A 19,960-nucleotide genomic window follows, 5' to 3' on the forward strand; every position below is an offset into this window, starting at 1 on the left:
ATCTATACCCCCTCAAGATAAATCGGTTCATCATTACTTTTAACAATTTCCCCTATTTGATATGCAGCAATATCTTGTTCTTTTAAGATATCAAGTGCTTTAGATACATCTTCTTTATTTACAATGACAGTATAGCCTATGCCCATATTAAAAACGTTATACATTTCACTCGTTTCAATGTCAGCTTGTTGTTGTAACCATTCAAATACTTTTGGTGTTGGGAAGGATTGTGTATCAATTTTAGCTGCTAACCCGTTAGGTAAGCCTCTAGGTATATTTTCATAAAATCCGCCACCAGTAATATGATTCATGCCTTTGATTTTAACTTTTTCTTTTAAAGTTAAAATAGGTTTCACATACAATTGAGTCGGAGCTAAAAATGTATCAAGATAAGTACTTCCATCAAATGAATCATTCAAATTAATTCCGGATTCTTGAATTAACTTTCTTACTAAACTATACCCATTAGAATGAATTCCATTAGAAGCTAAACCAATGATAATTTGTCCCTCTTCTACTTCAGATCCATCAATATATTCATCTTTTTCGACTGCCCCTACAGCAAAACCTGCTAAGTCATATTCTCCTTCGTGATACATTTCACCCATCTCGGCTGTTTCTCCACCAATAAGAGCAGTATGAGTAGCTTCACAACCATCACTCACACCTTTTACAATTTGCTCTATCACTTCCGGAACAACTTTATTTGTTGCTATATAATCTAAAAAATATAGCGGTTCTGCGCCCGTTGTAAGAATATCATTTACACACATGGCAACTGCATCAATACCAATCGTGTCATGCTTATTATTATCAATGGCAAGCTTTAATTTTGTTCCTACACCATCTGTACCAGAGACTAATACTGGCGCTTTCATATTAAGCTGGGATAAATCAAAAGTCGCACCAAATCCACCTAATCCACCAAGTACTTCTTTACGCATTGTACGTTGAACATGACTAGACATTCTTTCTACCGCTTCATAACCTGCATGAATATCAACACCTGATTGTTCATAAGCTTTAGACATGTATATTTCCCTCTCTATCAAAATAATGTTTATGATTATCAATATATTCTTTTTGACGTGTACTTAAATTATTTAAATAGTTTTCTTCATAGTCAAATAGACCTGCTGGATAATCTCCTGTAAAACTTTCTACACATAATCCACTATATGGTGCATCAAAATCTAATCCAATTGATTCTATAAGACCTTCAACACTTAAATATGCAAGAGAATCTGCACCAATATACTCACAAATTTCTTCTGGAGATTTACTAGCAGAAATCAATTCAGCAGTAGTAGACACATCAATTCCATAAAAACTAGGGAACATAAATTCTGGAGAAGCTATACGTACATGTATTTTATTTGCTCCAGCATCTTTAAGCATTCTGACAATACGTTTACTTGTTGTTCCTCTTACAATAGAGTCATCAACTAAAATAATGTCTTTACCTTCTACAATATCTTTCACTGCCGATAGCTTAACGCGTACTCCTTGTTCACGTAATTCTTGTGTAGGTTGAATAAAAGTTCGTGCGACATATTGGTTTTTTACAAGTCCCATTTCATAAGGTAATTGAATCTCTTCAGCATAGCCACTAGCTGCAGATAATGATGAGTTTGGAACACCGATAACCATATCTGCTTGAGCCGGACTTTCTTGAGCTAATTTTTCACCAGAAACTTTACGAACTGCATGCACATTTTTTCCAGCAATGGTTGAATCTGGACGCGCAAAGTAAATATATTCCATTGCTGAAATAGCTGTGTTAGTGTGACTTGTATATGATTTTACTTCAATGCCATTGTGATTAATGACAACATACTCTCCAGCATGAATATCTTGGACATATTCTGCTCCTAGCACATCTATGGCACATGTTTCACTAGCTAAAATGTATGTTCCATCTTGCATCTTACCAACTACTAGAGGACGAATCGCATTTGGATCAACAGCACCATACAAAGCGTCTTTAGTCAATATCGCGAAAGTAAATCCACCTTTAATTTGTCGTAAACTTTCTTTTAGCGCCTCTTCAAATGTAGGAGCTTTACTACGACGAATTAAATGCATAATCACTTCAGTATCAGAAGATGAGTGGAAAATGGCACCATGTTTTTCAAGGTATTGTCTTAAAGTTTGTGCATTAATTAAATTACCATTATGACAAATTGCGACACTCATATCGTAGAAATGATATAAAAATGGTTGGATATTTTCGATACCTTTATTTCCTGATGTCGCATAACGAACATGTCCAATAGCATGATTGCCATCTTTTAGTTTATTAAGTTGTGGTTCTTTAATGGCTTCAGTAAGTAAACCTAAACCACGTTCACCCTTTAGAGTATCTTCATCAGAAACTACAATCCCTGCACCTTCTTGCCCTCTATGTTGTAAACTATGCAATCCCATATAAGTTAACTGAGCTGCTTCTGAATGATTCCAAATGCCAAAGACACCGCATTCTTCGTTTAATCCACTGTAGTTAAACATTCTGAAATAGCTCCTTCCCAAATTGCTTTAATATCTGAGACTTTTTCTGTAATTGTAGATGTAGTATTAGATACTTTAAATTCATCAACATCTGTTAATTCACCAATTTTAATAGCTCCATCTACATCTAGTGTTTGTCCTTCTTTGACTGCAACGACATAACGTCCTTGTGTTTCACTAAATAATTGTGCATCAGAGAGTTCTACTTTTGCTTCTAATCCTAAATTATAATAAGCACTTATTTTAGCAAGCGTAATAAGTAAACCGCCTTTACCTACAGTTTGTACATGAGAAGCAATTCCATTTCTAATAGATGTTTTTATTGCTTCGCCTTTTGCCACTTCATCACCTAAATCAATTTCTTCATACTCATGATTGACTTTACTATATAAAAGTTTTTCAATTTGACTTCCACCAAAATCATTTCTTGTTTCTCCTACAAGATATAATGTATGCCCTGTTTCTGGATGGAAATCATTTAAATATTGAATATCTTCAATGAGTCCTACCATTCCTACTACTGGTGTAGGGAAAATAGAAGTTCCTCTAGTTTCGTTATATAAAGAAACGTTTCCTGATACTACCGGTGTTTTTAATACTTCACAAGCTTCTGCCATACCTTTTGTAGAATCAATTAATTGTTGGTAAATTTCTTTCTTTTCTGGAGAACCATAATTTAAACAGTCTGTCATAGCTAATGGTGTTGCGCCTACAGCAATTAAATTTCTATAAGCTTCTGCCACAACCATTTTTCCACCTTCGTAAGGTTGATTAAATACATATCGAGCTTCACCATCAATGGTTGAAGCAATGGCTTTATTTGTTCCTTCAACTCTTACTACAGATGATTGTAGTCCAGGTTTAATAATGGTATTAGCACCTACTTGTTGATCGTATTGTTCATATAAATAATGTTTCGAAGCAATTGTTGGATGCTTTAATAATTTCTTAAATACATCTTGTACATTGATCTCACTATAATCATTTTTTGAGGTATTATATTCTTTTTCTTCACCTTCTAAAATATAGACAGGTGCTTCATCAGCTAGTGCATCAACAGGAATATCTGCATACACTTCATCTTCGTATTTAAGAACGAAGCGGTCAGTATCCGTTACTTCACCAATTACTGCACTATCAAGTTCATGTTTATCAAATAAGTCCAAGAACTTTTGTTCTGTTCCTTTTTCAACAACAAGTAACATTCTTTCTTGTGTTTCAGATAACATCATTTCATATGGTGAGATTCCTGGTTCACGTGTTGGGACTTGATCTAGATACAGTACTAATCCACTACCGCCTTTAGCAGCCATTTCTGATGAAGAAGAGGTAAGACCTGCTGCTCCCATATCTTGGATACCTACAAGTTCATCAAATGTGATTGCTTCAAGTGTGGCTTCCATTAATTTTTTACCTACAAATGGGTCACCAATTTGTACTGAAGGTCGTTTACTTTCACTTTCTTCAGTTAATTCTTCAGATGCAAATGTGGCACCATGAATACCATCACGTCCAGTTTTAAGGCCTACATAAATGACTGAATTTCCTTCACCTTTAGCAGTACCTTTTTGTACCATATCGTGATCGATAACACCTACACACATTGCATTGACAAGCGGATTTCCATCGTAACGTTCATCGAATTCGATTTCTCCTGCTGTAGTTGGTATACCAATACAATTACCGTAACCACCAATACCACGGACAACGCCTTTTAATAAACGTTGATTTTGTTTTACTGATAATTCACCGAATCGCAAACTATTTAGTAGGTTAATGGGTCTTGCTCCAATCGATACGATATCTCTGATGATACCTCCTACACCAGTAGCTGCACCTTGATAAGGTTCGATTGCTGAAGGATGATTGTGAGATTCTACTTTGAAAACTACCGCTTGATTATCACCAATATCTACAACTCCAGCACCTTCACCTGGTCCCATAAGGACATGCTCGCCAGTTGTCGGGAATTGCTTTAAGAAAGGTTTAGAATGTTTATAAGAGCAATGTTCACTCCACATGACTGAGAAAATACCTACTTCTGTAAAGTTAGGCTCTCTTCCTAAAATCTCACGTACCTTATTATATTCTTCATCACTTAAACCCATGTCTTGATATAGTTTTTCAAGTTTAATTTCTTCAATACTAGGTTCGATAAACTTAGACATTTTGTTCCCTCCAACTATTTACCATTGCTTCGAATAATTTAACACCACTGTCTGTACCAAGAAGTGTTTCAAGTGCTCTTTCAGGATGAGGCATCATTCCACATACATTGCCTGCTTTATTTACAATACCTGCAATATGTTCATGAGACCCATTCGGGTTATCTTCATATGTTAAAATAATTTGATTATTTTCAACTAATTCATTGTACATATCATCTGTACAATAATAATGTCCTTCTCCATGTGCTACAGGATAAACAACAATTTCATTTTCTCCATATAAATTAGTAAAAGGAGTTTGATTATTAACAATTTTCAGTTTTTCATTTCTGCTAATAAATAGATGTGAATCATTATGTAATAAGGCGCCGGGTAATAGTCCTATCTCAGTTAAGATCTGGAATCCATTACATACACCTAAAACGGGCTTACCTTCACTGGCAAAACGTTTCACTTCGCTAATAATTGGAGCGACACTTGCCATAGCCCCTGAACGTAAATAGTCACCAAATGAAAAACCACCTGGAATTAATACCCCGTCAAAACCTTTTAAAGATGTTTCACGATAATCTACATATTCAGCTTCTGCACCTGTTTTAATAGCTGCATTATACATATCTCTATCACAGTTAGATCCTGGAAAAACGAGAACTGCAAATTTCATATTATGCATTCTCCTTTTCATCAACAATTTTATAACTATATTCTTCAATAACCGTATTAGCAAATAACTTTTCGCTTAATGTCGTAATAATATTATTTACTGCTTCATCTGTAGCTTCATCAACAGTCATATATAATACTTTACCTACTCTAATGTCATTAACTTGTTTATAACCTAAGTCATGCACAGCACGATTTAATGCTTGACCTTGTGTATCCAATACCTGTGGTTGTAATGTAATGTGAAGTTCAATTGTTTTCATTATTTTAGTTCCTCCAATTTATCCAAAAATGTTTGATACGTATCTATTAAAGAACCAGTATCATTTCTATATACATCTTTATCGAAATTCGTATCTGAATATTTATCCCAAATACGACAAGTATCTGGTGAAATTTCATCCGCTAATAAAATATCACCATTTTCTGTTTTTCCAAATTCAACTTTAAAATCTACTAATCTTAAATCCATTTCATTCATTAATTGAATTAATACTTTATTAATATTTTTAGCCATATCTTTTAATGTCTTAATTTCCTCATCATTAGCAATATGAAGTAATTTGACATGATCATCAGTAATCAATGGATCATTTAAATCATCATTTTTATAAAAGAACTCTACAAGTGGTTCATCAAATACATGGCCTTTTTCAAAACCTAAACGTTTCGTAATAGAACCTGTCGCAATATTTCTTACAACTACTTCTAGTGGTATAATCTTTACTTCTTTAACTAATTGCTCAGTTTCAGAAAGCTGTTTAATAAAATGGCTTTCAAGGCCATGTTTATTTAAATATTCGAAAATAATTGAAGTAATTCGATTATTTAAACGTCCTTTCCCTTGCATCTTATCCTTTTTGGCGCCGTTACCTGCTGTGACTTCATCTTTGTATTCAACTCTCAACTGATGTACTGTTTCAGTTGAAAATACTCTTTTTGCTTTACCTTCATAAAGTAATGACATTGATTATTCTCTCCCTTTAAATTGTTTCAACATTTCATTTTCAGTTTCATTAACATTATTTGTAAGAATGGTCATATGCCCCATTTTTCTATCCGGTTTTCGTTCTGTTTTTCCATAGATGTGGACATGCCATTCAGGATGATCTCCAAATTTATCTTCTAATAAGTCTAAATCGCGTCCTAGTAAATTCATCATCACAGCTGGTTTTAAAATTTCAATCTCTTGAGGTAAATCTTGACCAGTTACTGCTAAGATATGTGTATCAAATTGAGAATAATCACATGCTTCAATCGTATAATGTCCAGAGTTATGTGGTCTCGGTGCAATTTCATTTACATATAAGTGATTTGATTTATCAATAAAGAATTCCACGGTAAAAGTACCAACAAAGTGAACTTTTTCGATTATTTTATTTACTTCTTTTCTCGCTTCTTGCTCTTTATCGCATCTAGCTGGAATAATAGTTTTAAATAGTATTTGATTACGATGCTCGTTTTCTTGTAGTGGGAAATAAGCAATTTGTTTTTGATTACCAATCGTTACAGTTAAAGATACTTCTCGATCGAGATCTAAAAATTTTTCTGCCACACATTCATGTTTTGAAACAAGTACTTTAGCTTCTTCAACATTGGAATCATTTTTCACTAAAATTTGTCCTTTACCATCATATCCACCAAAACGTGTTTTTACGATAAATGGATAACTTAATGTTTCAATTGCTTGATTCAAATCTTTTTCATCTTTTAAAGATACATAAGGAACAATTTTCGTACCTGCAGATTCTAATGTTTGTTTTTCAGTTAAACGATCTTGTAATAATTCAATTGCTTGATAACTTTGAGGAATGTTAAATTGTTGAGTTAGTTGCTTAAGTTGTTGAGCAGATATATTTTCAAATTCATAAGTAATCACATCTGATTGTTGACCCAATTTGTTTAAGGCTTCTTCATCATCATACTCTGCCGTGATAAAAACATCTGCTACTGATTTACATGGACTATCTGGATTAGGATCTAAACACGCTACATTAAAGCCCATTTTTTGGGCAGATTGTGCCATCATCTTACCTAATTGTCCTCCACCAATAATACCAATTGTTGCTCCGAACTTTAATCTATTGAAGTTCATCTTGCATTTCGCCTACCTTATCTACTAAAGATTGTTCATATTGTTCAAGATGTTTACGAACTGAATCATTTCCAATACTTAAAATTCTCGCTGCTAAAATACCAGCATTTTTAGCCCCAGATTTACCGATTGCCGTTGTAGCAACAGGAATTCCACCAGGCATTTGAACAATAGACAATAGTGAATCTAGTCCTTTTAAACTTTTAGATTCAATAGGTACACCGATAACAGGTAACGTTGTCATTGAAGCAACCATCCCAGGTAAATGTGCTGCACCACCAGCGCCAGCAATAATAACGTCATAACCGTTTGTACGTGCTTCACTTGCAAAATCAAACATTAACTTTGGCGTACGATGTGCTGACACTACTTTCTTTTCATATGGTATTTCAAATTGTTCTAACATTGCACAACTTTCTTGCATAATCTTCCAGTCTGAGGAACTACCCATAATGACTGCTACTTTCACTTTGTACACCCTTTCAAAGTTTAAAATATAAATCTTATTAGTTGTATATTACACGTATAGCATACCAAGTATAAGAGTTAATTTCAATCAAAAATCGAACTTTATCTATGTTTCTTAACTTAATTTACGCTTTTTAGCTAAAATTTGACGTTTTTATACCTTTAAAGTTAATCTATAGACAGATGTTTAATAAACAAGGAGGAATTTTTTGTGGTTGCAAAAATTTTAGATGGGAAACATATTGCAAAAGATTATAGACAAGGGTTGCAAGACCAAGTTGAAATTTTAAAAGAAAAGGGATATACACCAAAATTATCCGTTATTTTAGTTGGGAATGATGGTGCAAGTCAAAGCTATGTTAATTCTAAAAAGAAAGCTGCTGAAAAAATAGGGATGATATCTGAAATTGTTCATTTAGCTGAAGATACTTCTGAAGAAGACGTATTAAAAGAACTAGATCGTTTAAATAATGATGATTCGGTAAGTGGCATTTTAGTCCAAGTACCTCTTCCTAAACAAGTTAGCGAACAAAAAATTTTAGAAGCAATTAATCCAGAAAAAGACGTTGATGGTTTCCACCCATCAAACATTGGTAAATTATACATTGATGAACAAACGTTTGTCCCTTGTACACCATTAGGAATTATGGAAATTTTAAAACATGCAGATATCGATTTAGAAGGTAAAAATGCTGTCGTAATTGGCCGAAGTCACATTGTAGGTCAACCCGTGTCTAAGTTATTATTACAAGCAAATGCGACAGTAACAATCTTACATTCACGTACTAAAGATATGCATAGCCATTTAAAACATGCAGATGTTATCGTCAGTGCAGTAGGTAAACCTGGATTAGTTACTAAAGACGATGTAAAAGAAGGCGCAGTGATTGTGGATGTAGGTAATACTCCTGATGAAAATGGCAAACTAAAAGGTGACGTTGAATTTGAAGAAGTAAAAGAAATTGCAGGTGCTATTACTCCAGTACCAGGCGGTGTAGGTCCTTTAACTATTACGATGGTTTTAAATAATACATTATTAGCTGAAAAAATGCGTAGAGGCATTGAATAATTTAAATTCAAACGTTTATTATTAAAAAAGAGAGAGACATAATTTCAAATTAATTATGCCTCTCTCTTTTTTTAATAATATATTACATTTATACTGAAACACTTAATTTTGGAACAAATGTTTCATAATGAATATGTTCTTGGCTTACGCCTATTTCTTTTAATACTTCAATCACTGATTGAATAAATTTAGCACTTCCACAAACATATACTTCACTATCATTATTCACATAATTTTCAAGAGTTTCTTTAGTTAAATAACCTTTAGCTTGTCTATCATATAATTCATATTTCGCGTTGTCGTAGCGTTTTGAAATATCTTTTAAATGAGAAGTGAATGGTGTATCGTTAACGTCTCCAGTTACTTGAATAAACTGTGCATGACTTCCATTTTCAGCTACTTTATCAAACATTGAAACAAGTGGTGTGACACCAATACCCGCACCAATAAATACTTGTGGTTGATTTTGGTTAACCACACCAAATGGACCTACTGGAGCTGATAAGTTAATATCATTTCCTTCTTTTAATTCATCATGTAAAATAGTTGAAACTTCACCTTCATGGTCTGTAGATACATCACGTTTGACAGCAAAAGTTAAATGATTGTTATCGCCACTAACAATTGAATAGTGACGTTTTGCACGATAAGGCATTTTTTCACTACTTACATCAACTGTAATATATTCTCCTGGTGTAAATTGACTTAAATCATATTTATCTGATACTACAGTAAAGGATTTAATATCAGATGAAAGTTGGTCAATTTTTTCTATTTTAAATGGTTGGAAACCTTCCCATAACATTTTACTATAAATATCTTTTTCAACTTGAATAAATACATCAGCAATTTCTTGATATGCTTTTTTCCAAGTTTGAATAATAGGATGACTATCTTCTAATCCTAAAACAGCTTTAATTGCTTCAATTAAGTTTTCTCCTACGATATCATATCCAGCTGGTGGTACTTGCAACGCACAATGTTTATATGCAATTTCTTTAACAACTGGCAAAATATTTTCTAAATGCTCAATATTAACTGCAGCTGCTAATACACTTTGAGCTAAAGCAGTAGATTGGAATCCTTTTTGTTGGTTAGTTTGGTTAAACATATTTTTTAACTCTGGATGTTGTTGAAACATTCTATTGTAAAAATAAGAAGTGATCTCTGTTCCTCTTTCTTGTAATACTGGAACAGTTTCTTTTACAATTCCTTTTTCTTGTTCTGTTAACATTCAAATCCACTCCTACTTAAAATTATATGTGTAAAATATATTTATTTACTACAAATATATTTTAGTACAATACTTATTATAATGTAATATAGATTTTTTTAAATTCACAGAACTTTCATTTTACATAAATTTAATATTTATTTATCTTAAGTTCATTTAAATTTAATCTTGAATAAGCTATATTAAGACTATAGTATGATGTTAAAAATCAGAAATTAAAGTATAGTTAAATTATTCAAATGACTTATTACATTCGGAGGTTAACGTAATGAATAAACTCATACAATCTCTTTCAGCTCTCGGTGTCTCCGCTACTCTTGTGACTCCAAATTTAAGTGCAGAAGCTACTTCAAATCATACTCCACAGCTTAAAGGAGTAAACGATATTGTTATTGAAAAAGGTCAAGATTATAATGTATTAAATGGAATTAGTGCCTATGATAAAGAAGATGGTGATTTAACACATAAAATTACAGTTGATGGTCACGTAGATACGTCAAAAGTAGGTACTTATAAAGTAAGATATAATGTCATCGACTCAGAGGGAGCCGAAGAATCATCAACACGTTACATAAAAGTTAAATAAATGTGTCAATTTTCTGAAAAAGACGAGATGAATATCTCGTCTTTTTTATTTAATTTTTATTGTAAACGCTAGAATTGATAATGTTTCTCAAATGTAACGAACAATTTTCTATTTTTGACATTTTTCACAGAATAGACACATAATTTTAACAAACCTTACATTCCCCGTCATTCCTATTGTTACTAGTTTTTTCCTATTTATTATTGTAATTTTTTTCTAATAAGGTCTTGTAAATATCGCGTAATGAACTAAAATTAATGGTAAGCCCTACATTTGTAGTATTAGGAGGTCAAAAAAGTGTCAAAATTTAAGTCGTTGCTTCTTATGTTTGGCACACTAATTTTACTTAGTGGTTGTTCAAACATAGAAGTGTTTAATGCAAAAGGGCCAGTAGCAAGTAGTCAGAAGTTCTTGATTATTTACTCAATCATCTTCATGCTTGTTATTGTTGCTGTTGTACTTACTATGTTCGCTGTTTTTATTTTCAAGTATAGTTACAATAAAAATGACGAATCTGGTAAGATGCACCACAATTCTTTAATTGAAACAATTTGGTTTGTGGTACCAATCTTAATCGTAATTGCTTTAGCTATTCCAACAGTTAAAACATTATACGATTACGAGAAACCACCTGAAAGTAAAGAAGACCCATTAGTTGTCTATGCAGTTAGTGCCGGATATAAATGGTTCTTTGCTTATCCAGAACAAAAGGTTGAAACAGTGAATACATTAACTATTCCTAAAAACCGTCCAGTTGTATTTAAATTACAATCTATGGATACAATGACTAGTTTCTGGATTCCTCAATTAGGTGGTCAAAAATATGCCATGACTGGCATGACAATGAATTGGACTTTAACAGCCGATCAAACTGGTACATTCAGAGGACGTAACTCTAACTTCAATGGTGAAGGTTTCTCTCGCCAAACATTTAAAGTTCACTCTGTAAACCAAAAAGATTTCGATGCTTGGGTTAAAGATGCTAAAAGTAAGAAAACTATTAGCCAAGATGAGTTTGATAAACAAATCTTACCAAGTACTCCAAATAAAGAATTAACATTTAGTGGTACTCACATGGCATTTGTCGATCCTGCAGCTGATCCAGAGTATATCTTCTATGCATATAAACGTTACAACTATACTCAAAAAGATCCTAACTTCGTTGCTGAAAAAGATCTTTACAAAGATGTAACAGATAAACCTCAAAAACCAGCTCGTAAGGTAACAGTTACAAATGTCAACTATCCTCGTCATGGTATGAAGCCAATGATTTTAGGCAACGATGACCCTTACGATAGTGAGTTCAAAGATGAAGAAACTCACAACGCTAAGGAAATGGAAAAAATCAATAAAGGAGCTAAAGACGAGAATGCGTCTAAAGCAGATAATGATCATGGAGGTGAACATTAATGAATTTTCCATGGGATGAATTACTCGTTAAAGGTAACTGGATGATTACTATGGCCCAAATTGGTGCCCCATTCTTAGTTATCGGTTTAATCGCAGTAATTACTTATTTCAAATTATGGAAATATCTATACAAAGAATGGTTCACATCCGTAGACCATAAAAAAATCGGTTTAATGTACTTAATTTGTGCAGTATTAATGTTCGTTCGTGGTGGTATTGATGCGTTATTACTTCGTACTCAATTAACTATTCCGGATAATACTTTCTTGGAATCAAATCACTATAACGAAATTTTTAGTACGCACGGCGTTATCATGATTATCTTTATGGCTATGCCATTCGTTTTCGGTTTATGGAACGTTGTTGTTCCTTTACAAATTGGGGCTCGTGATGTGGCATTCCCTGTAATGAACAACATCAGCTTCTGGTTATTCTTTGTTGGTATGATTTTATTTAACCTATCATTTATCGTAGGTGGATCACCAGCAGCTGGTTGGACAAACTATGCTCCACTAGCAGGAGAATTTAGTCCTGGTCCAGGAGTTAACTACTACTTAGTAGCAATTCAAATTTCAGGTATCGGTACTTTAATGACAGGTATTAACTTCTTTGTAACAATACTTAGATGTAAAACACCTACTATGAAGTTTATGCAAATGCCTATGTTTACTGTAACTACTTTTATTACGACATTAATCGTAATTTTAGCATTCCCAGTATTCACAGTTGTTCTTGCTTTAATGACAGCTGATAGAGTATTCGGAACTCATTTCTTTACAGTAGCAGATGGCGGTATGCCAATGTTATGGGCAAACTTCTTCTGGGTATGGGGGCACCCTGAAGTTTATATCGTTATCTTGCCTGCATTTGGTATTTATTCAGAAATTATTCCAACATTTGCTCGTAAACGTTTATTCGGTCACCAAAGTATGGTGTGGGCAACTGCTGGTATCGCGTTCTTAAGTTTCTTAGTTTGGGTTCACCATTTCTTCACAATGGGTAATGGTGCTTTAATTAACTCATTCTTCTCAATCTCAACAATGTTAATCGGTGTACCTACCGGAGTTAAATTATTTAACTGGTTATTAACATTATATAAAGGACGTATTACTTTTGAGTCACCAATGTTATTCTCATTAGCCTTTATCCCTAACTTCTTATTAGGTGGGGTTACTGGTGTAATGTTAGCAATGGCATCAGCTGACTATCAATATCACAACACTTATTTCTTAGTAGCTCACTTCCACTATACATTGGTTACTGGTGTAGTATTTGCCTGTCTAGCTGGTTTAATCTTCTGGTATCCTAAAATGATGGGTTACAAATTAAATGAAAAATTAAATAAATGGGCATTCTGGTTATTCATGATTGGATTTAACGTATGTTTCTTACCACAATTCATTCTTGGTTTAGACGGTATGCCACGTCGTTTATACACTTATATGCCATCTGATGGTTGGTGGTTATTAAACTTCATCTCAACTATCGGTGCATTAATGATGGCAGTCGGCTTCCTATTCTTAGTAGCAAGCATTATCTACAGCCACATTAAATCTCCACGTGAAGCAACTGGAGATAACTGGGATGGTTTAGGTCGTACTTTAGAGTGGTCAACAGCTTCTGCTATTCCACCTAAATACAACTTCGCAATCACTCCAGATTGGAATGACTATGATACATTTGTTGATATGAAAGAACATGGTCGTCATTTCTTAGACAATCATAACTACAAAGACATTCATATGCCTAACAACACACATACTGGTGTATTTATGGGTATATTCATGTTAGTTGGTGGTTTCTTCTTAATCTTCGAATCTATCATTCCATTCCTAATTTGTGTAGCTGGTATCTTCGGAACTATGATTTATCAAAGTTTCGTACAAGATCACGGTTATCATATTCCAGCTTCTGAAGTTGCTGAAAACGAAGCACGTTTAAGAGAAGCACGTATTAAAGAAAGGGAGGCTGTAGGTCATGAGTCATGATACAAACACTATTGATTCACGTACGCATGAAGGTCAATTGAATAAACTTGGCTTCTGGATTTTCCTTACAGCCGAATTTGCATTATTCGGTACCCTATTTGCAGCGTTATTAACGTTGCAACATGGGGGCGGTTACGGTGGTAAATTGACAACTGAATTGTTTGAATTACCACTTGTCCTAATCATGACATTTGCCTTATTAATCAGTTCTTATACTTGTGGTATTTCAATTTACTACTTACGTAAAGAAGAAAAAGGTAAAATGATGTTTTGGATGATTTTAACAGTAATCCTTGGCTTAGTATTTGTCGGATTCGAAATTTATGAATTTGCACATTATGCTTCTGAAGGTGTAACACCTAAAGTAGGCTCTTACTGGTCAAGTTTCTTCATCCTATTAGGTACACATGGCGCCCATGTTTCATTAGGTATCGGTTGGATTATTTGTTTATTAATCCAAGTAGCAACACGTGGATTAAATAAATTTAATGCTCCAAAATTATTTATAGTAAGTTTATACTGGCACTTCTTAGATGTTGTATGGATCTTCATCTTTACTGCCGTATATATGATAGGGATGGTGTATAGCGGATGAACACAATCGTAAAACATACAGTTGGCTTTATTGCTTCAATCGTTTTAACGTTATTAGCAGTTTTTGTAACTCTATACACAAACATGACATTCCATGCTAAAACAACAATTATCTTTGGTTTTGCTTTCATCCAAGCTGCATTACAATTATTAATGTTCATGCACTTAACTGAAGGTAAAGATGGACGTTTACAATCTGCCAAAGTTATCTTTGCGATTATTATTACTTTAATCACAGTTATTGGTACTTATTGGGTTATGCAAGGTGGACATTCTAGTCACTTATAATTCAATTTCTACCTTTCTTAAAAAGCCTGTACGAGTTTTTTAACTTGTACAGGCTTTTTGTTTTGTTTATATTAATTACTTCTTTGTGTATGATAGATATAAGAAAAAGTAAAAATCTTTGGAGGTGTATTCATGTCATTACCTATTATTATTGATACTGATCCAGGTATAGATGATGCAGCAGCAATTGCTCTTGCATTATCTCATACAAAATTTGATGTCAAAATGATTTCTACTGTAAATGGAAATGTAGGTGTTGAGAAAACCACAGCGAATGCTTTAAAATTAAAAGCCTTTTTCAACAGTGAGGTCCCTATTCATAGAGGAGCTTCTCAACCATTAATAAGTGAAATACAAGATGCTAGTCATATTCATGGAGAAAGTGGTATGGATGGCTATCAATTCCCTACAATTTCTACTTCAGATTTAGCGTCTTCTCATGCTGTAGAAGCTATGAATGAGATATTAAGTCATTCTAATGAACCTATTACTCTTGTAACTTTAGGCCCTTTAACAAATATAGCTCTACTTTTTAATACGTATCCTGAATGCAAAAACCATGTTAAAGAAATTATTATGATGGGTGGTAGTACTGGAAGAGGTAATGTTACTCCCCTAGCTGAATTTAATATTTATTGTGATCCTGAAGCAGCTCATATCGTTTTTAATGCTGGTTTACCTTTAACGATGATTGGCTTAGATTTAGCGCGTCAATCATTATTTACTCATTCTTATTTAGACACTCTTAAAGATAAAAACAACACAACACAAATGTTGTATCATATTTTCCAACACTATCGCGGTGAAGATTTTAAAGAAGGAATAAAACTATATGATGCATTTACGATTCTTTATTTACTTGATCCTAAGAGTTATGAAATTAAAGAAGCAGATGTGCAAATTGAATTACAAGGGTCACTGACTCGTGGTGCTACTGTAGTTGATTTTGAATCTTCCTATCCTAATTGTTCTGTAGTCGTATCAAGTATAAATGAACATTATAAAACAATATTTTTAAATACTTTAAAAAATTAAAGGTCGAAACAATTAATGTTCCGACCTTTTAATATTTAATTTTACTCTTATTGATAATAAGATTGTTGATTTAGTATTTTATGATAAATATATGAGATGCGATTTTCATTTGTTACTTTAGAATTATCACCTATATTTGAAGCAAGTACGATGACATAATGTTGATTGAAATAGACGGTAAATATTTGTCCATAGAATACACCATTAATTCTGTTATATTGCGGTGTAACATAAAATCCGTAACGATAAGATTCAGGATATGCTGTTGTTCCTAATTGCTGAGTCAGTGGTATTGACACTGATTCACTAAAAATATTATTATTTTTTAAATTATTTACTAAATGAGCCATATCATATGTTGTCATATATAAATTACCCGCTCCATAATATTGAGCTAATATATTTGGTTTCATAGCAGTTAATTTACCGTCAATCATTTTATATCCTGTAGCCATATATTTTTTATATGGTTTTTCATTAAAGAACGCACTATGTTGTAAACTAAATGGTTGTGCTAAATCATCATAATAATTCGCAGCATAGGATTTATGTGTGACTACTTCTATTACTTGAGCAAGCACTAAGTAATTAGCATCATTATATAAATGTTTATGATAAAATTTTTCATCAATTCCCCTTGCTTGTATTGCATGTACTGCACCATCAAGACTTTTAGTTTTAGGAGAAGCTTCAAATTTATATAGCCCACTTCTATGTAACATTAGATCTTTTAAAGTTATCTTTTTTGTCGTTTCAAACCAAGGTAAATATTTAGTGACAGAATCATTTATATTCACTTTATTTTCATTTTCTAATTTTTTTAGAATTAATCCAGTTGTAAATTTCTGTGCGGAACCAATTAAATACATTGTATTTGGTGAGTTTTTAGTTTTATGATGAAAATTTTGATAACCGTATCCTTTATTCAACTTTAATTTACCATTTTCAAGAACTGTAACTGCCCCATTAAAATGAATTGCTTTTAAATATTCATCAATATTTTTGATATGTGGTTCTTCGACTTCAATTGTCTTTAAATGTGGCAATTTCGATACATGATAATCTCTTTTTTGTAAATACGTTTTATTATCATTAATTTTGTTATATTCTGTATCTTTATGATTTGTTTTATATACTTTCATTAAGAATATAACGAATAATGTTACTAAGATGATTAAAACTATGATTAATGTTATTATTTCTATTCTTTTTTTCATTTGCTGCCTCATTACAATTTAATAAAAACTATTAACTCTACACTATTTTATTAATTTTTTATTCTTTCAATAAATTATATTATATATTATTCCCCCTAAAATATCATCTTTAATATATCTTACTCCGACTATTTTTTATTACATCATTCTTTAGACCGATAAAGTAAATTTTCAAGCCTGCTTCATTGTAAATAAAAGTTTTTAAACATTATCTTTTTATATTAAAATTAAGTTGTAATTTTAGCTAATTAGTAATACAATTTATGGCTATGGGAGTAATAATTATTATTCTTTTATATTAAAATGGTATGATTAAATTATTAACTTATTTTTTTAATAAATACGTATAGGAGCACATAATTATGAATCGTTTTTTAAAATATTTTATGATGCTATTAACATTATTACTTATTGTTGTTCCTGTCATTTTTATTGTCAATTTATATCATCATTCTGAGAATGCTTTGCAATCTTCATATAATAAATCTGATGCAAAACGTCATTCTACTTTAAGAAATAGCAAAATAAATCCTTCTAAAAACGCTATATCAATATTATTTCTTGGGATAGACGATAATGAAGGTAGACGTAAAAATGGTCAAACGACTGAACATTCAAGAACTGATTCAATGATTTTAGCAACACTTAGTCCAAATAAACAACAAATCCGTTTATTAAGTATTCCTCGTGATACAATCAGTTATATTCCTAAAGTAGGTTATTACGATAAAATCACACACGCACATGCCTATGGAGGTCCTATTGCTACTATGGATACTGTTGAAGCCACACTTAATGTCCCTGTCGACTATTATGTTCGAATTAATATGGATGCCTTTGTTCAAGCGGTAGATAAATTAGGTGGTATTTATTACGATGTACCTTATGATTTAGATGAACCTAACACAGATGATACTGGAAGAATCAAAGTTAAAAAAGGGTATCACAAATTAAATGGTGATGAAGCTTTGGCTGTAGCACGCACGCGTCATCACGATTCAGATTTAAAACGTGGCGAGAGACAAATGGATTTAATCAAAATTTTATTTCAGAAAGCAAAAAATTTAGATTCATATGACAGACTAGATGAACTCGTTCAAATAGTAGGTAAAAATGCTAAACATAACCTAACAACAGAAGAAATTAAATCGATAGCTTCAATTTATTTATCTGATAATATAGACTTTAAAAAGTCTCAACTTAAAGGTGACAATGATTATTTAAATGGTATCTACTATTATCACCCTAGCATTAAGAGCATATTAAAATATTCAAATTTATTGCGTTCTGATTTAGGACTATCTAAAATAACAGATAAGAATGATTTATTGGATGAAAGAGTCATTAAATATTATGGCAATCTAGTACCGTTAACACCTATTGATTCGTTTCTGTTAGAAAATAATCAAAAAGATACCACAACAGATGAAAACTCTATTCAAAATAATGATACTAACCCTTCTACGCAATCACAATCAGAACAAAATCCATCTGATAGTACTATGGTTCAGCAAGATCAAACGAGTAATCAAGTCAATAGCAACAATCCAGACAACTCAAACGACTTCAACAATCAAAATGAAATAAATCAATTATATTAATTTGAGAGGAGCACGTAGAATGTCACGCAAAACATATGAAAAAATTGCTAATATTAACGGTATGTTTAACGTATTAGAACAACAAATTATTCATAGTCAAGACATGGCTTTATTTAGAAGTGAATTCTTTTATGTTAATCATGAACATCGTGAAAACTATGAGGCATTATTAGTATACTATGGTGAAAATTCAGTGAATCCAATTGTAAATGGAGCTTGTTACATTGTTGCTTTACCTGAAATTTTTAATAAAGTAGATGTATTTGAATCTGATTTACCCTTTTCTTGGGTATATGATGAAAATGGAATTACAGAAACAATGCAAAGCATTAGTATTCCTTTGCAATATTTAATTGCAGCTGCTTTAGAGGTGACAGACGTTAATCTTTTTAGACCTTCAGGTTTCACTATGGGTATGAATAACTGGAACATCGCACAATTAAGGATCTTTTGGCAATATTGCGCAATTGTTCGCCAAGAAGCATTATAATTTATTACTCCTTTTTACTTTTTAGTAAAAGGAGTTTTTTTTCTATATTTAAATAATATAAAATGATTCTATACAATGATTGAGTTTATTTAATTTAAGAGAGTAGGTAAATGTCACATGTTTAGAGAAGTAATTAATCAATCTATGCTTTCTGACTGTTTTGAAATTAGAAAGTCAGTTTTTGTAGAAGAGCAAGGGGTTCCATTAGAAAACGAATTAGATGCATTTGAAAATACTTCTACTCATATTATTGGATATCACGATAATCATCCATTTGCTTGTGCACGATTTCGTCCATATGAAGATGGTATAAAAGTAGAACGTGTAGCAATTTTAAAACCTTATCGCAATAAAGGATTCGGTAAAACATTAATGAACACGATTGAAAGTATTGCAAAACGAAAACATCATCATAAACTTATTTTAAACGCACAACTACAAGCTAAACCGTTCTATGAAAAACTAGGTTATGTTAGTATTGGTCTTCCTTTTCAAGAAGAAAATATTGTTCATATTAAAATGTATAAAATAATTTAAATTATATTT

20 protein-coding genes are annotated in these 19,960 nt (G+C 32.3%); 10 read left to right on the forward strand and 10 right to left on the reverse strand.

The features are described from left to right. Positions 1 to 2: 2 nt before the first annotated feature. Genes purM through purE form a run of 8 tightly spaced genes read right to left on the reverse strand, consistent with a single transcriptional unit; the run spans position 3 to position 7,903 of the window. Positions 3 to 1,031, reverse strand: coding sequence for a phosphoribosylformylglycinamidine cyclo-ligase (purM, locus tag NR218_RS06660; RefSeq protein ID WP_019835354.1), 1,029 nt, complete (start codon positions 1,029 to 1,031; stop codon positions 3 to 5). Next, positions 1,024 to 2,508: an amidophosphoribosyltransferase gene (gene purF / locus NR218_RS06665; protein ID WP_048762470.1), complete on the reverse strand. Its 1,485-nt coding sequence runs from the start codon at positions 2,506 to 2,508 to the stop codon at positions 1,024 to 1,026. Before purF ends, purM begins: the two co-directional genes overlap by 8 nt. After that, positions 2,487 to 4,676, reverse strand: a complete 2,190-nt coding sequence (gene purL / locus NR218_RS06670) for a phosphoribosylformylglycinamidine synthase subunit PurL (RefSeq protein WP_017175769.1) — start codon at positions 4,674 to 4,676, stop codon at positions 2,487 to 2,489. The genes purF and purL overlap by 22 nt, the downstream gene beginning before the upstream one ends. Next, the gene (gene purQ / locus NR218_RS06675) at positions 4,669 to 5,340 is read right to left on the reverse strand and encodes a phosphoribosylformylglycinamidine synthase subunit PurQ (RefSeq protein WP_017175770.1); all 672 of its coding nucleotides are present in this window, start codon (positions 5,338 to 5,340) and stop codon (positions 4,669 to 4,671) included. Before purQ ends, purL begins: the two co-directional genes overlap by 8 nt. A 1-nt stretch (position 5,341) precedes the next feature. After that, positions 5,342 to 5,602, reverse strand: a complete 261-nt coding sequence (purS, locus tag NR218_RS06680) for a phosphoribosylformylglycinamidine synthase subunit PurS (RefSeq protein ID WP_002448160.1) — start codon at positions 5,600 to 5,602, stop codon at positions 5,342 to 5,344. Further along, complete coding sequence (gene purC / locus NR218_RS06685) at positions 5,602 to 6,306, reverse strand: phosphoribosylaminoimidazolesuccinocarboxamide synthase (RefSeq protein WP_019835351.1); 705 nt, start codon at positions 6,304 to 6,306, stop codon at positions 5,602 to 5,604. The genes purS and purC overlap by 1 nt, the downstream gene beginning before the upstream one ends. A gap of 3 nt (positions 6,307 to 6,309) precedes the next feature. Then, a complete protein-coding gene (gene purK, locus NR218_RS06690; RefSeq protein ID WP_019835350.1) occupies positions 6,310 to 7,434 on the reverse strand; it encodes a 5-(carboxyamino)imidazole ribonucleotide synthase in 1,125 nt (374 codons plus the stop codon). Next, entirely contained in the window at positions 7,421 to 7,903 is a 483-nt protein-coding gene (gene purE, locus NR218_RS06695) for a 5-(carboxyamino)imidazole ribonucleotide mutase (protein WP_002448044.1), read from the reverse strand. Before purE ends, purK begins: the two co-directional genes overlap by 14 nt. 210 nt (positions 7,904 to 8,113) lie before the next feature. Here purE and folD point away from each other — a divergent pair, with 210 nt between their 5' ends. Next, positions 8,114 to 8,971, forward strand: coding sequence for a bifunctional methylenetetrahydrofolate dehydrogenase/methenyltetrahydrofolate cyclohydrolase FolD (gene folD / locus NR218_RS06700; RefSeq protein WP_049415319.1), 858 nt, complete (start codon positions 8,114 to 8,116; stop codon positions 8,969 to 8,971). An 88-nt stretch (positions 8,972 to 9,059) separates the two neighbouring features. Here the strand turns inward: folD and NR218_RS06705 are convergent, their stop codons facing one another. Further along, positions 9,060 to 10,205 (reverse strand): globin domain-containing protein, encoded by a 1,146-nt coding sequence (locus NR218_RS06705; RefSeq protein ID WP_017175774.1) that lies wholly within the window; start codon positions 10,203 to 10,205, stop codon positions 9,060 to 9,062. Positions 10,206 to 10,473: 268 nt separating this feature from the next. On the opposite strand from NR218_RS06705, the gene NR218_RS06710 reads away from it, so the two are divergent. The 6 genes from NR218_RS06710 to rihC all read left to right on the forward strand — a co-directional run bounded on the left by NR218_RS06710 (position 10,474) and on the right by rihC (position 16,106). Next, positions 10,474 to 10,791, forward strand: a complete 318-nt coding sequence (locus NR218_RS06710; RefSeq protein ID WP_017175775.1) for a DUF5011 domain-containing protein — start codon at positions 10,474 to 10,476, stop codon at positions 10,789 to 10,791. 297 nt (positions 10,792 to 11,088) lie between these two features. Continuing rightward, the gene (gene qoxA, locus NR218_RS06715; RefSeq protein WP_017175776.1) at positions 11,089 to 12,201 is read left to right on the forward strand and encodes a cytochrome aa3 quinol oxidase subunit II; all 1,113 of its coding nucleotides are present in this window, start codon (positions 11,089 to 11,091) and stop codon (positions 12,199 to 12,201) included. Beyond that, positions 12,201 to 14,189, forward strand: coding sequence for a cytochrome aa3 quinol oxidase subunit I (qoxB, locus tag NR218_RS06720; protein WP_017175777.1), 1,989 nt, complete (start codon positions 12,201 to 12,203; stop codon positions 14,187 to 14,189). The genes qoxA and qoxB overlap by 1 nt, the downstream gene beginning before the upstream one ends. After that, entirely contained in the window at positions 14,179 to 14,784 is a 606-nt protein-coding gene (gene qoxC / locus NR218_RS06725) for a cytochrome aa3 quinol oxidase subunit III (RefSeq protein WP_017175778.1), read from the forward strand. Before qoxB ends, qoxC begins: the two co-directional genes overlap by 11 nt. After that, complete coding sequence (qoxD, locus tag NR218_RS06730; RefSeq protein WP_002448242.1) at positions 14,781 to 15,071, forward strand: cytochrome aa3 quinol oxidase subunit IV; 291 nt, start codon at positions 14,781 to 14,783, stop codon at positions 15,069 to 15,071. The genes qoxC and qoxD overlap by 4 nt, the downstream gene beginning before the upstream one ends. A 132-nt stretch (positions 15,072 to 15,203) precedes the next feature. Continuing rightward, positions 15,204 to 16,106 (forward strand): ribonucleoside hydrolase RihC, encoded by a 903-nt coding sequence (gene rihC / locus NR218_RS06735; RefSeq protein ID WP_017175779.1) that lies wholly within the window; start codon positions 15,204 to 15,206, stop codon positions 16,104 to 16,106. 47 nt (positions 16,107 to 16,153) lie between these two features. On the opposite strand, the gene NR218_RS06740 is transcribed toward rihC, so the two are convergent. Then, on the reverse strand, positions 16,154 to 17,323 hold the full coding sequence (locus NR218_RS06740; RefSeq protein WP_235063137.1) for a serine hydrolase domain-containing protein: 1,170 nt from the start codon (positions 17,321 to 17,323) through the stop codon (positions 16,154 to 16,156). A 362-nt stretch (positions 17,324 to 17,685) separates the two neighbouring features. On the opposite strand from NR218_RS06740, the gene NR218_RS06745 reads away from it, so the two are divergent. The 3 genes from NR218_RS06745 to NR218_RS06755 all read left to right on the forward strand — a co-directional run bounded on the left by NR218_RS06745 (position 17,686) and on the right by NR218_RS06755 (position 19,951). Next, positions 17,686 to 18,924 (forward strand): LCP family protein, encoded by a 1,239-nt coding sequence (locus tag NR218_RS06745; RefSeq protein ID WP_235063138.1) that lies wholly within the window; start codon positions 17,686 to 17,688, stop codon positions 18,922 to 18,924. Between the two features lie 19 nt (positions 18,925 to 18,943). Beyond that, positions 18,944 to 19,414, forward strand: a complete 471-nt coding sequence (locus NR218_RS06750; RefSeq protein WP_002448219.1) for a DUF2538 family protein — start codon at positions 18,944 to 18,946, stop codon at positions 19,412 to 19,414. 117 nt (positions 19,415 to 19,531) lie between these two features. Next, positions 19,532 to 19,951, forward strand: a complete 420-nt coding sequence (locus NR218_RS06755) for a GNAT family N-acetyltransferase (protein WP_017175782.1) — start codon at positions 19,532 to 19,534, stop codon at positions 19,949 to 19,951. The last annotated feature ends 9 nt before the right edge of the window (positions 19,952 to 19,960 follow it).

It is taken from the genome of Staphylococcus sp. SUC_1.2, from assembly GCF_026222585.1.

What these genes read in the sequence shown, in the direction of transcription:
- qoxC (WP_017175778.1), top strand. Translation starts at nt 14,179, where the DNA reads ATGAGTCATGATACAAACACTATTGATTCACGTACGCATGAAGGTCAA.
- purF (WP_048762470.1), bottom strand. Translation starts at nt 2,508, where the DNA reads ATGTTTAACTACAGTGGATTAAACGAAGAATGCGGTGTCTTTGGCATT.
- qoxD (WP_002448242.1), top strand. Translation starts at nt 14,781, where the DNA reads ATGAACACAATCGTAAAACATACAGTTGGCTTTATTGCTTCAATCGTT.
- purL (WP_017175769.1), bottom strand. Translation starts at nt 4,676, where the DNA reads ATGTCTAAGTTTATCGAACCTAGTATTGAAGAAATTAAACTTGAAAAA.
- purK (WP_019835350.1), bottom strand. Translation starts at nt 7,434, where the DNA reads ATGAACTTCAATAGATTAAAGTTCGGAGCAACAATTGGTATTATTGGT.
- NR218_RS06745 (WP_235063138.1), top strand. Translation starts at nt 17,686, where the DNA reads ATGAATCGTTTTTTAAAATATTTTATGATGCTATTAACATTATTACTT.
- purC (WP_019835351.1), bottom strand. Translation starts at nt 6,306, where the DNA reads ATGTCATTACTTTATGAAGGTAAAGCAAAAAGAGTATTTTCAACTGAA.
- purQ (WP_017175770.1), bottom strand. Translation starts at nt 5,340, where the DNA reads ATGAAATTTGCAGTTCTCGTTTTTCCAGGATCTAACTGTGATAGAGAT.
- NR218_RS06755 (WP_017175782.1), top strand. Translation starts at nt 19,532, where the DNA reads ATGTTTAGAGAAGTAATTAATCAATCTATGCTTTCTGACTGTTTTGAA.
- purM (WP_019835354.1), bottom strand. Translation starts at nt 1,031, where the DNA reads ATGTCTAAAGCTTATGAACAATCAGGTGTTGATATTCATGCAGGTTAT.
- qoxB (WP_017175777.1), top strand. Translation starts at nt 12,201, where the DNA reads ATGAATTTTCCATGGGATGAATTACTCGTTAAAGGTAACTGGATGATT.
- NR218_RS06710 (WP_017175775.1), top strand. Translation starts at nt 10,474, where the DNA reads ATGAATAAACTCATACAATCTCTTTCAGCTCTCGGTGTCTCCGCTACT.
- NR218_RS06705 (WP_017175774.1), bottom strand. Translation starts at nt 10,205, where the DNA reads ATGTTAACAGAACAAGAAAAAGGAATTGTAAAAGAAACTGTTCCAGTA.
- rihC (WP_017175779.1), top strand. Translation starts at nt 15,204, where the DNA reads ATGTCATTACCTATTATTATTGATACTGATCCAGGTATAGATGATGCA.
- NR218_RS06740 (WP_235063137.1), bottom strand. Translation starts at nt 17,323, where the DNA reads ATGAAAAAAAGAATAGAAATAATAACATTAATCATAGTTTTAATCATC.
- purS (WP_002448160.1), bottom strand. Translation starts at nt 5,602, where the DNA reads ATGAAAACAATTGAACTTCACATTACATTACAACCACAGGTATTGGAT.
- NR218_RS06750 (WP_002448219.1), top strand. Translation starts at nt 18,944, where the DNA reads ATGTCACGCAAAACATATGAAAAAATTGCTAATATTAACGGTATGTTT.